13 protein-coding genes are annotated in these 15,160 nt (G+C 50.0%); 10 read left to right on the top strand and 3 right to left on the bottom strand.

From position 1 onward, the window contains the following. Window positions 1-104 precede the first annotated feature (104 nt). Window positions 105-311 (bottom strand): hypothetical protein, encoded by a 207-nt coding sequence (locus H6G21_RS18550; RefSeq protein ID WP_190574902.1) that lies wholly within the window; start codon window positions 309-311, stop codon window positions 105-107. A gap of 621 nt (window positions 312-932) precedes the next feature. Between H6G21_RS18550 and H6G21_RS18545 the strand changes: the two genes are divergently transcribed. The 7 genes from H6G21_RS18545 to glgA all read left to right on the top strand — a co-directional run bounded on the left by H6G21_RS18545 (window position 933) and on the right by glgA (window position 7,947). Beyond that, window positions 933-1,601 carry a MotA/TolQ/ExbB proton channel family protein gene (locus H6G21_RS18545; protein ID WP_190574901.1) on the top strand — a complete coding sequence of 223 codons (669 nt, stop codon included), beginning with the start codon at window positions 933-935 and terminating at the stop codon, window positions 1,599-1,601. A gap of 514 nt (window positions 1,602-2,115) precedes the next feature. Then, on the top strand, window positions 2,116-3,546 hold the full coding sequence (locus H6G21_RS18540; RefSeq protein WP_190574900.1) for a form I ribulose bisphosphate carboxylase large subunit: 1,431 nt from the start codon (window positions 2,116-2,118) through the stop codon (window positions 3,544-3,546). 135 nt (window positions 3,547-3,681) lie between these two features. Beyond that, a complete protein-coding gene (locus tag H6G21_RS18535) occupies window positions 3,682-4,074 on the top strand; it encodes a chaperonin family protein RbcX (RefSeq protein ID WP_190574899.1) in 393 nt (130 codons plus the stop codon). A gap of 35 nt (window positions 4,075-4,109) precedes the next feature. After that, window positions 4,110-4,457: a ribulose bisphosphate carboxylase small subunit gene (locus H6G21_RS18530; RefSeq protein ID WP_190574898.1), complete on the top strand. Its 348-nt coding sequence runs from the start codon at window positions 4,110-4,112 to the stop codon at window positions 4,455-4,457. A 309-nt stretch (window positions 4,458-4,766) separates the two neighbouring features. Further along, window positions 4,767-5,426 carry a Coq4 family protein gene (locus H6G21_RS18525; protein ID WP_190574897.1) on the top strand — a complete coding sequence of 220 codons (660 nt, stop codon included), beginning with the start codon at window positions 4,767-4,769 and terminating at the stop codon, window positions 5,424-5,426. 184 nt (window positions 5,427-5,610) lie between these two features. Then, window positions 5,611-6,324 carry a hypothetical protein gene (locus H6G21_RS18520; protein WP_190574896.1) on the top strand — a complete coding sequence of 238 codons (714 nt, stop codon included), beginning with the start codon at window positions 5,611-5,613 and terminating at the stop codon, window positions 6,322-6,324. 174 nt (window positions 6,325-6,498) lie between these two features. Continuing rightward, window positions 6,499-7,947 carry a glycogen synthase GlgA gene (gene glgA, locus H6G21_RS18515; RefSeq protein WP_190574895.1) on the top strand — a complete coding sequence of 483 codons (1,449 nt, stop codon included), beginning with the start codon at window positions 6,499-6,501 and terminating at the stop codon, window positions 7,945-7,947. 95 nt (window positions 7,948-8,042) lie between these two features. Here glgA and H6G21_RS18510 read toward each other — a convergent pair whose 3' ends face one another. Continuing rightward, a complete protein-coding gene (locus H6G21_RS18510) occupies window positions 8,043-9,053 on the bottom strand; it encodes a M23 family metallopeptidase (protein ID WP_242041926.1) in 1,011 nt (336 codons plus the stop codon). A 922-nt stretch (window positions 9,054-9,975) separates the two neighbouring features. Between H6G21_RS18510 and H6G21_RS18505 the strand changes: the two genes are divergently transcribed. The 3 genes from H6G21_RS18505 (at window position 9,976) to H6G21_RS18495 (ending at window position 12,435) form a co-directional block, all read left to right on the top strand. Continuing rightward, a complete protein-coding gene (locus H6G21_RS18505; protein WP_190574894.1) occupies window positions 9,976-10,935 on the top strand; it encodes a glycosyltransferase family 2 protein in 960 nt (319 codons plus the stop codon). A gap of 261 nt (window positions 10,936-11,196) precedes the next feature. Next, the gene (locus H6G21_RS18500; RefSeq protein WP_190574893.1) at window positions 11,197-11,781 is read left to right on the top strand and encodes a 2OG-Fe(II) oxygenase; all 585 of its coding nucleotides are present in this window, start codon (window positions 11,197-11,199) and stop codon (window positions 11,779-11,781) included. A gap of 69 nt (window positions 11,782-11,850) precedes the next feature. Continuing rightward, window positions 11,851-12,435, top strand: coding sequence for a hypothetical protein (locus tag H6G21_RS18495; RefSeq protein WP_190574892.1), 585 nt, complete (start codon window positions 11,851-11,853; stop codon window positions 12,433-12,435). A gap of 38 nt (window positions 12,436-12,473) precedes the next feature. On the opposite strand, the gene H6G21_RS18490 is transcribed toward H6G21_RS18495, so the two are convergent. Continuing rightward, complete coding sequence (locus H6G21_RS18490; protein WP_190574891.1) at window positions 12,474-15,071, bottom strand: U32 family peptidase; 2,598 nt, start codon at window positions 15,069-15,071, stop codon at window positions 12,474-12,476. Between the last annotated feature and the right edge of the window lie 89 nt (window positions 15,072-15,160).

Here is a 15,160-nt window from a genome sequence, read left to right as displayed (position 1 = left end):
TGGCGTTGAGCTAGTTGGGATTGAGCTGCTAGCTTGCTGAATCGTGGTTCGCCCTGCATCGGAACTTGCCTTAAGCCTTGGCCTGCTTGATTCTCAAGCCTGCTTTATTCTTTAGAAACTCGAACGAGGCCCATTTGCAAACGTTGCATGACCTGATTAATTTTGTCCTGCTCCTGAAAGCTCAAGGTACTATCCGAACAACCCATTTGCATTAAATACGTTCGATCGGCCAAGGTAATCCGCCCCGTTGCCAGAATTCGATCAATCACCACATCCAATCCCTGGGGGGAAGAAATATTGGACTTTAGCATAAGTCAATCAATCCCATTTCCTGAGAGAAATCTGGTAGTACAAAAGGGTAGATACAGCACCGATTCAATGAGTTCAAATCAATGAGTTCAAATAGATCGCTTCAATGACATCACTTCAATGGGTCGTATCGCATCATGGTCATTATGCTTGACCAAATCCGGAGATATTCTGAGGTGAATACCCTGATTTGTCATGAACAATGCATCTACTTGATTTGAAGCTCACAAGAACTTGAAGCTCACAAGAATTTGAAGCCCAAATTTGAAGCTCAAAGTATCTTAATTCGATTATTGAGTAGCGTATTCTCCGTATCTTCGCGTAATCCGAAAAAAATGGTCAATTACATCTCCGTTTTTTTACGGAGATTTCGGAATCATAGAGCTGGAATTTACGGACTCCTCATAAATCAAGTCCGGGCTTCCCCTTAGACCTTGTCTATCGGCTGGAACCCTAAGCTCTCTGAAACCTTCCTTGCCCGTGCTGATAGGCCATTCCGTTCTCCCACTTCATCCCCATTTACGGATCCAATTCCCCCATAGGATAGATTGACCTGATATGCTGGTCGATCGATTAATGATGACGTTCGATGGGATAGGCATTACACGATGGCATCACAGTCTATGGCATCACAGTCTACTGACTGGTTTTCTGCGGGGGGAGAGGTCATGGTCCCCCTCCTGGGATTCTCGATTCTAGGAATTGCACTAGTTTTGGAGCGCTTAATTTTTTGGGGAAAAGTCCTCAAGCGAACCGATCGCCTTGTGCAAGAAACCTTACATCTCTATCGACGTAACCCCCGCGCTGCCTTTGGATTATTGGAAAAGAATTCGGATATTCCGATCGCCCGTATTTTCCTAGCGGCCCTGGAACTGGAGCAGGCGACTCCGGAGGAATTTCGTCTCGCCCTAGAAAGTTCTGCCCAAGCTGAAATTCCGCTGCTCAAGCGATTCAACACAATTTTCGAAACCATCATCAGCCTATCGCCGCTCCTGGGGCTTCTGGGAACCGTCTTGGGCTTGATTCGATCTTTCGCGGCATTGCAGCCGGGAAACGTGGGGGGTACGAATACGGCCAATGTGACCGGGGGGATTAGTACTGCTTTAATTTCTACGGCGGCAGGGTTAACCGTTGCGATCGTCACCTTAATTTTTGCCAACAGTTTTCGCGGGTTGTATCTCCGGCAATTAGCGTTAATCCAAGAATACGGTGGCCAGCTAGAACTCCTCTATCGGCGACGGTTTGAACGACGGATGGGCACCTATATCCCCAGCAATGAGCCTCACCCTTGACCCAATTTCTTCACCAAATTTCTTAATTCAATTTCTTAACTCAACTTAATCTTTCGATCTTCGACACCCCACCCCACCCCGCTAACGCTTCAAACTCCAAGGGGCCGTGGGTTCCAGGGTATCGTGGGCTTCAGGATGTACTGGCCCCGCGCTGGTTTCAGTGGCCTGAAGCTGGATCTGATTTCAGCTTGCTTTTTTGCAGCATCAATGCATTTCAGCCTAGGTAAAGCGCTGCTTAAGCATTCCTTTAGATTTCGCTACAAACCATAACAAGGATTAATCATTCGCTACAGGATCTCTAAAGTAAAGCTTATTGAGATCCTGATATTATGCTTAAGAACTCGTCCCTGGCTCGCGAGATCAAGCAAATTTGTTAGCTTTGCTACAGTCGAAGGTAAGCAGGTTTTGTGGACCTCAGCGGGTTTGGACAACAGATTGTACTCCGGAACTTCAGAGTTTTTCTGGTCTTCTGGAACCGCTCGTGAAGATTTTCACATTTCACAGGAAGGGAGATATGTCTTACGCGCAAGCTAGAACCCAAGCGAAAGCTGGGTACGACGCAGGGGTAAAGGACTACAAATTAACGTATTACACCCCTGATTACACCCCCAAAGACACGGATGTCTTGGCGGCGTTCCGCATGACTCCTCAACCAGGCGTTCCGCCGGAAGAGGCTGGGGCAGCAGTTGCGGCTGAGTCTTCTACCGGTACCTGGACCACCGTGTGGACGGACCTGCTGACCGATCTCGATCGCTACAAGGGACGTTGCTACGACATCGAACCCGTTCCCGGCGAAGATAACCAATATATCTGCTACATCGCTTACCCCCTCGACTTGTTCGAGGAAGGTTCCGTGACTAACTTGCTGACTTCCTTGGTCGGTAACGTGTTCGGGTTCAAAGCGTTGAAAGCTCTCCGTTTGGAAGACTTACGCATTCCTGTTGCATACCTGAAGACCTTCCAAGGGCCTCCCCACGGTATCCAGGTTGAGCGCGACAAGCTGAACAAGTACGGTCGTCCGATGCTGGGTTGCACCATCAAACCCAAGCTGGGTCTGTCTGCGAAGAACTACGGTCGTGCAGTGTACGAATGTCTGCGCGGCGGTTTGGACTTCACCAAAGACGACGAAAACATCAACTCCCAGCCCTTCCAACGCTGGCGCGATCGTTTCTTGTTCGTTGCGGATGCAATCCACAAGGCGCAAGCTGAAACCGGCGAAGTTAAAGGTCACTACCTGAACGTGACCGCTGCGACTTGTGAAGAAATGCTGAAGCGGGCTGAGTTCGCAAAAGAACTCGAAATGCCGATCATCATGCATGACTTCTTGACCGGTGGTTTCACCGCCAACACCTCCTTGGCGCACTGGTGTCGTGATAACGGCGTTCTGCTGCACATTCACCGTGCAATGCACGCGGTGATTGACCGTCAGAAGAACCACGGGATCCACTTCCGCGTCCTTTCCAAGTGCTTGCGGATGTCCGGTGGTGACCACATCCACACCGGTACCGTTGTAGGGAAACTGGAAGGGGACAAGGCTGTTACCCTCGGTTTCATCGACCTGCTGCGCGAAAACTACATCGAGCAAGACCGTTCCCGTGGGGTTTACTTCACCCAAGACTGGGCTTCCATGCCTGGTGTGATGGCAGTTGCTTCCGGTGGTATCCACGTATGGCACATGCCTGCGTTGGTGGACATCTTCGGTGATGACTCCGTCCTACAGTTCGGTGGTGGTACCTTGGGTCACCCCTGGGGTAACGCGCCGGGTGCAACGGCTAACCGGGTTGCCCTGGAAGCTTGCGTCCAAGCACGGAACGAAGGTCGCGACCTCATGCGTGAAGGCGGCGACATCATCCGTGAAGCTTGCCGTTGGTCTCCTGAACTGGCTGTGGCTTGCGAACTGTGGAAGGAAATCAAGTTCGAATTCGAAGCTCAAGACACCATCTAATTGCGCTTTGTGTCCTAATCCCCTTCTGTGACGGATTGTGAGGGATGGGTGACTCAGGGTGAAGAAATTTAAATCCTGGGTTAATCTCAGATTAACGTCTTCACCTTTCCCGTTCCTCTTACTTCCACGCCAGATATGGATCTCAAGCAGATTGCGAAGGATACGACCAAGACGCTGATGAGTTACTTGACTTACCGGGCAGTGCGGGTGGTTTACGAGCAACTCGATGAAACGGAACCCAAACGCGCCTACTGGCTTCATCAGTTTGCCTCTCGCGAAAGCATTAAAGATGGTGAACTGTTTATGGAGAAGCTGTTTCAGGAACGGCAAGATTTAGCCTTCCGGATCCTGACGGTACGGGAACACTTGGCTCAGGAATTGGCCGAGGGGTTGTCCGATCGCCTGTTAGCGGAAATGCAGCAAGCGAATCTCAAGCAGCGATCGCAGCAATTGGAACGTATGACCCGCGTGAGTGTGGAAGGAAACCATCCAGAGCAGCGAGAAATTTCTGAGTCAGAAGACTCTTAATTAGAATTCTTCACTCAACGATTACTGAGGAAACCATGAAGACTCTGCCCAAAGAGCGTCGTTACGAAACTTTTTCTTACTTGCCTCCCCTTACGGATGCGCAAATTGCTCGTCAAATCGAGTACACGATGCAGCAAGGCTACTTCCCCTGTGTGGAATTTGACGAAAGCCCCGACCCCGCTCAGTCTTACTGGACAATGTGGAAGTTGCCCCTGTTCAAGTGCAACTCTCCCCAGGAAGTGTTGACCGAAGTGCAGCAATGTAAGTCGGAATACCCCAACTGCTACATCCGCGTTGTGGCATTCGATAACATCAAGCAGTGCCAAGTGATGAGCTTCATCGTGCACAAGCCCAACCAAAACAACAGCGGCTACCGTTACTAAGTTGGAAGCGTTTGATTAGATTCAAGGATAGGGTGAGCGATCGCTTACCCTATTTTATTTTTTAAATTTAAAAATATCCTATTTGTGCGTGACTGCTGACGTTTGGGTTAGACGTTTGGGTTAGACGTTTGAATTGAATATAAAAAGTTGCTTTGAATTTGCGATCGCAATGCATGGGGGATGCGTTTCAAAGAGTTATTGGCGATGGCTGTTTGCGATCGAGATTGCATTGATTGCCTTGCTCATCGCGATCGCCCCCCATTATCCTCGCTAGAATCCTGGTGTTGTTATTGGAACCATCTACCCACCATGCCCCACCCTCCCATCGATCTGGCTCCCCATCTGCTCCAAGCGGCCCAGGGATTTATCAACCTCGTGAATAATCCGAGTCAGACCGAAGCCGTCTTTGACCTGGCCGATGGTCTACGACCGACCGACCTTTACCAGCAGTTTATCGACTATGCCTACGCCCAGCCGGAAGTCGCCGCGATCGTGCAGACTCGCTACAAACCCCCTGCGATCGATCTGGAACAACTCCTAACCTATTCTGCTGACTCCTTAGGGTATGGCTATGCCTCAACCCTCAAGGCCATGAACCTCGACCCCAATTTCTATCGCCAAATTCCGATCGAAGATGACTATAGTTACCTCGCGATTCGGATGCGGCAGACCCATGACATTTGGCATCTGATCACCGGATTTGGTACCGACTTAGCTGGAGAAATGGGACTCCAAGCCTTCACCCTGGCCCAAACCCATTCTCCCCTTTCCGTCACGATCCTAGCGGCTACCCTGCTGCATACCCTTAAAATGACTGGCCCCTTGAATCAAGTAGTCGAAAGTTTGCAAAGAGGCTGGCAGATGGGCTTGCAAGCGAAACCCTTTCTGGCCCAAACCTGGGAAACCCAATGGGAAAAATCGATCGCGGACTGGCGATCGGACTTGAACATCACCCTTCCCTGTGGCTGAACCGGATCAGATTCAGACCCCTCAGAACCAGTGGACTCACCCAAAATTGGCACAGAATTCCCCCTGTCCTCGATTGGGCCTGGGCTATCTTAGGAAGACTGTCCGTCCTATAACCAGTTCACAATCAGCAACCTCAGATTCACTAGGCAAAAGGCTCTGGGGTTTGCGAACCAAGGAGACTCCGATGTCACAACAGGTCTTAGAACTCGCACAACAGGGAAATGCAGACGCGATCGCTTTTCTGCTGAACCGTACCCTGAAGCCCCAAGGGATTGAAGCCAAAGTCGCCAACAGCGATGCTCGCCTCCAAATTCTCTTGGAAGGACTCGATACTCCGGACGAAACCCGTATGGTCAACCTGGTGACCCAAGGGGTACAAAAACTGCAAATTGCCACGATTAATCAACTTCATATCTACGGGAAACAAACAGGTGTCAAGGAAGCGGCTTGGAAGCGATCGTTTCAGCAGCAGGATATGGGTTTAACAGAAGTCAGCCTCGGAGAAGCCGCCACCGATGATTTTGGCCAAGGGAATCTACTGGCCCTCGCCCGTGAAGGCGATCGGACTGCGTTGCAAACCTATGTTGAACAGGTGGTGACTGCACTGCTCACCCAGGCTCGGGAACAACGGCCTGCCCCTCTGGAAGGTGAAGAGGTGATTGTCCATGCCGATCCTCAGGTCTTTCTGGAATTACAGGAAACGTTGCTCAAAGTAACGATCGAAACTACGGAATTCCTGGATGGCCCTGCGTTTTCCGCTGACTTAGGCAAAAAGTTAAACCTAATTGCTTCCCCTACGGTCAAAGCCTTTGAACTCTACAAACGCAAACATGCTGCGGCTCAGCCTTTCTTTATCCAGCGGCTAGTCCTCGATCAATCGCTCCAGAGCCGTCTGTAGGACTGGAATTTGGCCTAATTTACCGAGTGGTTGATGTCGAATCAATCCAAGCCCGAAAAATTGATCTTTGGAGGGAGATTGACAATCTGACCAATCTGCCAAAATCGACACTGCTCCGATCCCCAAAGTCGGTATGATGGCTCTTATGTCAGCCTGACCAGGATAGCAAGCAGTATGCGGATTCTATTTGTCTCAGCAGAGGTAGCCCCGATCGCGAAAGTCGGAGGAATGGGCGACGTGGTGGGTGCATTACCCAAGGTGCTTCGGCAAATGGGCCATGATGTCCGCATTTTCATGCCTTATTACGGCTTTTTGAACGATAAATTAACCATTCCCAAGGATCCCATCTGGTCGGGCAGTGCGATGTTCAATCGCTTTGCGGTCTACGAAACCCAGCTGCCCGGTACCGATGTGCCCTTATATCTCTTTGGCCATCCGGCCTTTGATCCGCGCCGCGTCTATGCTGGGGAAGATGAAGATTGGCGGTTTACCTTTTTCTCCAATGGTGCAGCGGAATTTGCTTGGAATTACTGGAAACCTCAAATTATCCATTGTCACGACTGGCATACGGGGATGATTCCCGTGTGGATGCACCAGGACCCCGATATTTCTACTGTTTTCACAATTCATAACTTAGCCTATCAAGGTCCCTGGCGCTGGAAATTAGAAACCATGACCTGGTGCCCCTGGTACATGCAAGGTCATAACACGATGGCCGCCGCCGTGCAGTTTGCCGATCGCGTCACCACCGTTTCTCCCACCTACGCTGAGCAAATCAAAACTGCCACCTACGGGGAGACGTTAGAAGGATTATTGTCCTTCATCAGCGGCAAAACGTCTGGATTGTTGAATGGGATTGATACGGAAGCCTACGATCCTGCCGTTGACAAAGCGTTGGCTCAGCCCTTTACGGCTGAAACCTTGGAAGATCGCGTTAAGAATAAAATTGCGCTTCAGGAAGAAGTGGGCCTAGAGGTCAATTCCCAAGCCTTTATGATTGGTATGGTCTCCCGATTGGTTGAACAAAAGGGGTTAGATCTTGTTCTGCAAATTCTCGATCGCTACCTAGCCTATAACAATGCCCAGCTAGTGGTCTTGGGTACGGGCGATCGTTACTATGAAACGGCCCTCTGGCAACTGGCGTCCCAATATCCTGGACGGATGGCCACCTATCTGCTCTATAACGATGCCCTGGCTCGCCGGATCTATGGCGGGGCCGATGCCTTCTTAATGCCTTCCCGCTTTGAACCCTGTGGCATTAGCCAAATGCTATCCATGCGCTATGGTTGTGTGCCGATCGTCCGGCGTACCGGGGGACTCGTGGATACCGTATCCCACAATGATCCGGTGGCAGGGGTGGGTACAGGGTACTGTTTCGATCGCTACGAGCCCCTAGACTTGCTGACCTGTATGGTGCGGGCCACGGAAGCCTATCGCTTCAAACCCCAGTGGAGACTGCTCCAGCAGCGGGGCATGATGCAGGACTTTAGCTGGCGAAAATCCGCCCTCGCCTATGCCAAGCTCTACTGTCAGTTGCTGGGTTTGCCGGAGGAGGCAGCCATTGCTCAACCAACGTCCCAGGCAACTTCTCAGTCTGCGTCTCAGCCAACTACGGCAGCGTAGTCTAGGTGTAGGTCTAGGGCACAGGTAAAGGGCGCAGGTCTGGGTCAGCCTGGGTTAGCCAGTGCATTCATGGCCCAGTCTGGTGGATTGGACAGCTATTTGGGAGGCTGTAGGTAATTCGTGGGGTTTTCGGCCACCCACCCTAGTTTTGAATTCGATCGCACTTCAAAATGTAGGTGAGACTGGCTGGAACTCGGTTTACCCGTTTGACCTACAGTGCCGATCGTGGTGCTGCGTTTAATCTGCTGTCCTAGTTTGACTTGGATGCGATCGAGTTGAGCATAGCGGGTTTGATAGCCTTGGGCATGGTTAATCACCACCATATTGCCAAACGCGCCCTGACTTCCTGAAAAGGCGACGGTGCCATCCGCCCCCGCCAAGACTGGTGTTCCGATCGGAGCCGCTAAGTCCACTCCACTATGGGGTGTGACGGTTCCGCGATCGCGCAACTGGAAGCCAAAACCCATGAGGACTGCGCCCGCCTTGGGCAAGGGATAGGCGATCGGGAACTGGGCGGTGGTTCCCGTCGTCGGTTGGAGTGGAGTCCACACTATACCCGGTATAAAGGCAACGGAGGGTGCAGATTGACAACCATTCACCTCAAACAAAACATCCGATCGGACTTTGTACTGTGCAGCTAAATCCCGCAAGCTTGTTCCCGGTGGGACGTCCACTCGAATGCCATTAAACGGCGGAATGACAATGCTTTGACCCACGGGGGCTTGACGATTCCGCAGGCTTGGATTCAGCCCCATTAATGTCTCAGGTAGCAGGTTGTATTGGCGGGCAATACTCTCCAGGGTTTCCCCAGCCGCAATGCGATGGGTCGTCATTTCCTCAAACACAGACGGACAGAGGCTGTTATTCGCTGATGGGTTAGTTGATGGGTTAGCTGATGGGTTGGCTGATGAATTGCCTGCGGATTGCACCATCAGGAATGAATGCGGCTCTAACGAAGGTGACACATCGATCGCAGAACTTTGCCCGTGGCTCAGAATCCCACAACTGAGGCCCACACTGGTTAGAACCCCGATGATAGGCGGCCAGCGGCGGGAAGATTGCCCCGATCGAGGCGACTGGCAATGGGATGTTGGAGCGGTTGACATGACTGACCACCTATTCAAAGACACCATTGCTATCGTGAAGGATGAAATTAACCGATGGCAACAAGATTTAAGGCGAGTCCAACTCGATCGCCGTTAAATTTAAGTAGATAAAAATTGAAATTTGTAAAAAAATCTAGTTTAGATTTCGCTGGATTAATTGAAGTACATTGTACTAAATTATGTACTAAATCACATTGTTCGCACTAGTAACTTGACCGCTAATATGGAAGGGAAAAATCATGATTTCATCAATTTCTTGCATCTAAATTTCTCATATCATTGGTTCTATTTATTGCAACTTAAATACTCCTTTTGGGTTGTGCTGATAGGGCAAGATTCCAGTGCTTTCAGAAAGTGATTTCTGAATAGATCTTTGGTGCTCTCAATGGTATCCCTTCAGTGATTTCGATCTCTATCTTTCCATGCGCCTAGAGATAGAATCCGAGGTAGGAGAGTTTTATAACTTTATGATGATTTCATATGGCGATTTCAGTCGTACAGTTATAGGGGTATGCTCCAAACATAGGTCGGATATATAAAAATTAATCTAGTAATCAAATAATCTGGGTCCTTGATTGAAGTAGAGCTATCCCTACTTGACTAATTACATATTTAGATGAGGGCTACTGCTATCTCTGACAGCGCTTGCCATAGCAAGTTGGTGTTCTACAGACTAGTTAAACAGGCTAGTTAATCTATGGAGGAGCAGGTACAGCTACCAGTTTATGAAATTAGTTTGGTGCGCCGGAATTTATCTAGCCTTCACCCAGATCTTAAACTGGCATTTATATTCTTTCGCTCTACTAATTAGGTGATATATAACTAAGGTTTATGAAGGTTGCGATAGTGCAGCCTTGCGTTTGGATGCTGTGTTTCCTAGCAATTGATCTAGGTTGTCTGCTGTAGAGAGAGTTTAATAGTCATGAAAATTGCTGCGGTCGTTACTTGCTACAACCGAAAAGAAAAGACCCTGCGGTTCTTGAGATCCATGCAACAGCAGACCCATCCAGGTGTGGACGTGATCCTCGTTGATGCCAGCTCTAGTGATGGAACGGCTGAGGCTGTTCATCAACGCTTTCCCAAGGTGCGAATTCTACAAGTCGATGATCAGTGTTATTGGTCAACCGCAACCAATTATGGGGTGCAAGCCGCTCTGAAAGCAGACTATGACTATATTCTGACGATTAATGATGACTGCACGATCGCTTCGGATTATGTAGAACAGTTAGTGGACATCGCCCAACGGAATGATGTCAAAATTCTCGCGAGTCGTATTGATTATCTGGGTGTTCCTGGGTTGATTTGGGCCTTGGGGACTCAAGTTTCCTGGGGGGTTCGGATTCTGCAATTAGCTTGGCATGATGTACAGGCGGCTGATTTACCGACGGCCCTCCGCACCGCTGAGGTGATTGATGTAGATGCAGCTCCAGGAGATGGTGTTTTGATCCATCGGTCTGTGTTTGAGCAAATTGGTTTGTATGCTGCTAAATTTCTGCCCCACTATCATGCTGATTCTGAGTTGATTATGCGGGCACGTCAGGCAGGGATTCGGGCTTGTGTGACGCCACAAGTCGTAGTGTATGACGATTCTCCTCACCCAGAAATGCAGCGTCGTAATGCCCAACAAGCCTTTACTCGACCATTATTATCAGAATTTGCCTATACCTTTTTCCATCAACGATCGAGCTGGTTCTTACCGACCCGGGTTTATTTGATTTGGCAGTACTGTCCCTTCCCGCAGAAGATCCTGGCCCTGTTCAAAGTAACGATCGTGGCAATGGTGGGATGGTTAGCCAAACGGCAACTAAGATTTCTCATGCTGGTCATGGCCTCTCTTAAATCCAATTCCAACAAAGTTGCCAAACTGCTCGGTATTGTCTAGTTGGTGCTGTCTAGTCGTGCTTGGGATGAGAACTGAGTACCATAGACGATTTGACGATGTGCTTCTACCACAACCCTGTTGAAGGCTCGGTCTTCTCTGTCTTCTCGTACATGCTACGCTTTAGGTGGTCTAAGCTTTGGTTTGTCTATTCCTTGGAGAAAAGCCCCAAGTGGACTGCGGCATATTTTCTCTCTCCAGCATGCTGTTCCAAATTCAAATTTCTGTGGAACGATAGAAGAGCTATGGGTTGGGATTGCTGCTGTGACTTATTCTATTCGGGATTTAGGGGCTGATGTTCTCCTCATTGAGAACCTGGTAGAACTGGAGCTCTGCACACAAATTATTGATGTCGCAGAATTTTGTCACTTTGAGTCCGCTACCATCCTACTCAGTGCGATCGACTCTGATGTGCGCAACAGTGGTATTTTGCCCCTTGATCTCCGCAATCCAGTCCAAAAATCGACAAATGACTTGTTAGTCAAAAAAATTGAAATTGTTCAGGAAATGCTGTACAAGACCTATGGTATTCGGTTTCCCCATGCTGAAACCTGCTCCATTTTGCGGTATTCCCCGAGCCAACAGTACAAACGTCACGTCGATAATATTTTGCTCGCGAGTCGCTTCCAAGAAGTGGATCAAGGAATTCCCACCCGTGATGTCAGTATTGTTGGTTATTTAAATGAGGATTTTCAGGGGGGAGAAACCTTTTTCGATCGCCAAAACATCAAAGTAAAACCTAAAATGGGCAGCGCGATCGTCTTTCCAGCCTACTATACCCACCCCCATCAAGCTCTCCCAGTAACCCAAGGCCGTAAATACGCTTGGACTAGTTGGCTCTATCATTGAGCAGAATGAGCCAGGATAGCGCAGTTGCTATATGATGGCTTCTAGCGATCGCTATTTTACGGGCTAGAGATGCAAAAAATCGCTCAAGTCATTTCTGATATTTTTAATCCCTTAGTCATCGCATCGATGACATTTTTTTTGTTGGTGACCGCCAGTAGTGAATTGAATTGGTTATTGAAAATCTTAGCGTATGTCATTACGCTGCTATTTTCTAGCTTAATTGTCTTTGGCTATGTCTTTTATCTCAAGTACCTTGGCGTTGTGAAGTCTACCGAACTCGTCCAGCGAGAAGAACGGATCATTCCGCTGACGGTCGCCCTCCTGAGCTATGCCCTCGGCTATGTGCTGTTGACGATGCTCAAGATGCCTTTGATGCTCCGGGGGCTGATGTTGTGTTACGCGGCTAATACATTAATGATTTTGATCATTACTCGTCGCTGGAAAATCAGTCTTCATACCACGGGAATCGCAGGCCCGATCGTGGCATTGACCTATCAATTTGGCCTTGTGATGATACCGTTCTACTCACTCATTCCTCTCGTTGGCCTGTCCCGTATTGTGTCCCAACGCCAGCAAGTGCCCCAGGTCGTTGCGGGCGGATTGCTGGGTTTAGTGATGACTGCGTTGCAATTGCACTTTTTCCTAGGACGGTAAGCTGCTAGGACGGTAAATTGCTCGGGCGAGGATCCCGATTACTGCACCATCACACCCGTTTTTTCCAGGGAACCGCGAGTGACCCCCAGTTGATTTTGCAGTTTCAATTCACGCCACAGTTGCGCCCCTGTAATGTCACCCTTGAGAAGTTGCTGATAGCATTCGATCGTCCGTTTAACTTGTTTCGGTGATTCGTTGACAAATTCAATGCGGAATCGCTGGACGCCCAGATCCATGAGGTGGGTTACGTATTCTGCCCCCGTCTGTGCTGTGCCGTTAAATACGGTATTGCGACACCCCGCATCGGCTTGCAAAATATGCTCGGTACCGACCCGATCGCGCAACTTGACTGAGTGTTTTTCGCAGGGTCGTCCGCAGTTGGTAAAGTCGGTGCCTTCCGAGAGGAACGCGCAGAATACACAGTGCTCCATATGGAACATTGGCATATGTTGGTGAATGGTGACTTCCATCCACTCCGTGGGCACTGCTTGCAACAAATCCTGTAACTGTTGCACGTTGAGGTCGTAGGATGCAGTTAACCAAGCTAGATTAAATTGCGTTTTGAAATAGTTGGCTGTAATGGGATTGGCTACATTGAGGGAAAAGTCACCCACACAGAACCGATCGACAAAGTATTCCAACTGATCATAATTACGAATCAGATATCCGTCAGCGTTAGATTTCTGTACCTGTTGTAGAATCCAATTTTCGCTCGGTTTGGTAATGCGAGGTGGCGCAACTAAAAGCCGGGGTGTCGTGACCTGTTCTCCGCGATAGACTGTGACTAACTGCATCGCATCCTGGTATTTACAAGGATCTTCAAATTCACAATATAGCGTTGTAATTCCAGATTCTAATGCAGCTTTTAGCTGCTCTAAATTACGGGAGAGAATGATTAACTCTGGTGATACTTTCTGTGATGGTTCAGCCGACAATTTACCGTGATCTTTTACGGATTGGTAGACAAATTTTGGGGTTCGATCGCGCGTACTCTCTGGCAGTAATTCATGCCACTGGGCTGAGGGATGTAATTGCCAGCGCTTCGGTTGAGCCCGCAGAGTTTCTAACTGTTCCACCAGCGATCGTCGTAACCGATTTAGCTCACTGACGGGAAGCATTGTGTCTCCCACGACGTGATTGTCTAATCGATCGAGCTGAAAGGGCGTATTCCCCAACCGTGCAAACTGTTCCTGGAGGCGTTCCGGGGTCAGTGGCTTGCTGTGGGCGGCTACCAGCGCCATGGTGGATTCCACCTGCACCGTATGACCTTGCTGATCTCGCCCGATCGCCACGAGCGTTTCCCCTACCGTTCCATGGAGCTCGATCGTGATGGGTTGCTGAAATTGGTATTCTTTTTCGTAGCTTTGCCGTACCTGTTTATCAAATTCTGGATCGCTGGTTTTCCACACCCGATCGCCCACATACACGCGCCGAAAATTCACCGCATCCCGACCAAAGGTCAGCGTGGCTTCCTTGCCCTTGCGGTCTAAGGTGTACACCCGTCCGCCCTCTTCCTTGCCCGCCGGATGGCCATTGTCAAACACCACCCCATTCCCCGGTTTCAACGGGGCCTCTAACCGCACCGTCACGCGATCTTTCTGCACCCGAATCACATCGCCTAAATACACCCCGCGCTTTTTCCCGAAGCGAGCATGAACCAGTTCCTGGTTATTAATGCCCTCAAACCAACCCGTGTAAAGTCCGCGCGAAAAGGACATTTCCAAGCTGTAGCGATCGCGATCGCTCGCAAGGGTCTCCAGGGTCTGGGCCATTACGCGATCGAGGGCTTCCCGATAGACCCGCGTCACACTGGCCACATATTCCGGAGCCTTTAAACGACCTTCAATTTTCAGACAACTAATGCCCGTTTGCACCAGTTCCGGCAATACGGCTAAGCCTGACAAATCCTGGGGACTGAGCAAATATTGCCGATCGCCCAAATCCACCCGCTTCCCATCGGCAATCAACTCGTAGGGCATCCGGCACGCCTGGGCACATTCACCGCGATTGGCCGATCGGCCCCCCAGGGATTCACTGGTTAAGCATTGCCCGGAATAGGCCACGCACAACGCCCCATGGACAAATACTTCCAACGGTAACGCCACTTGCCGATCGTGGATTTGGGTTTGGATTTTACGAATTTCCTTTAGCGAACATTCCCGCGCCAACACCACCAGTTGACAACCCAGCTTTTGCGCAAATTCCACCCCAGCGGCACTGGTCACCGTCATCTGGGTGGAAGCGTGAATCGGAAAATCCGGTGACAGGTGACGAATTAACCGACAAATCCCGATATCCTGGACAATCACCGCATCCACGCCAGCGCTAATCATGCTGCGGAGATACTGGCTGGCGTCGGCGAGTTCCTGGGGGAAAATGAGGGTATTCAGCGTTACGTAGCCCTTGACGCCACGACGATGGAGATAGGCCATGAGCTCCGGCAGATCGGCTTCGGTGAAGTTCTGCGATCTCATCCGTGCGTTAAATCGATCGAGGCCAAAATAAATGGCATCGGCTCCATTTTCCACCGCTGCCCGAGCGCATTCCCAATTGCCCGCTGGAGCCAAGAGTTCTGGCCTCTGGAGGGAACCCGATCGCTCAGAGGTTGGCACAGACTGGGAGGACGACTGGGACATAGGAGGAGTAGCAGGGGAAGAGTAGCGGGAGTTTACCCAGTCATCATAGCTCGTTGATTTACGCGCCTCAACCGGCCATCACTCTCTGT

Origin of the sequence: Alkalinema sp. FACHB-956, from assembly GCF_014697025.1 — a bacterium.
In the GTDB taxonomy this organism is placed as follows: domain Bacteria; phylum Cyanobacteriota; class Cyanobacteriia; order Leptolyngbyales; family Leptolyngbyaceae; genus Alkalinema.
This window is presented reverse-complemented; position numbering and strand designations above follow the sequence as displayed.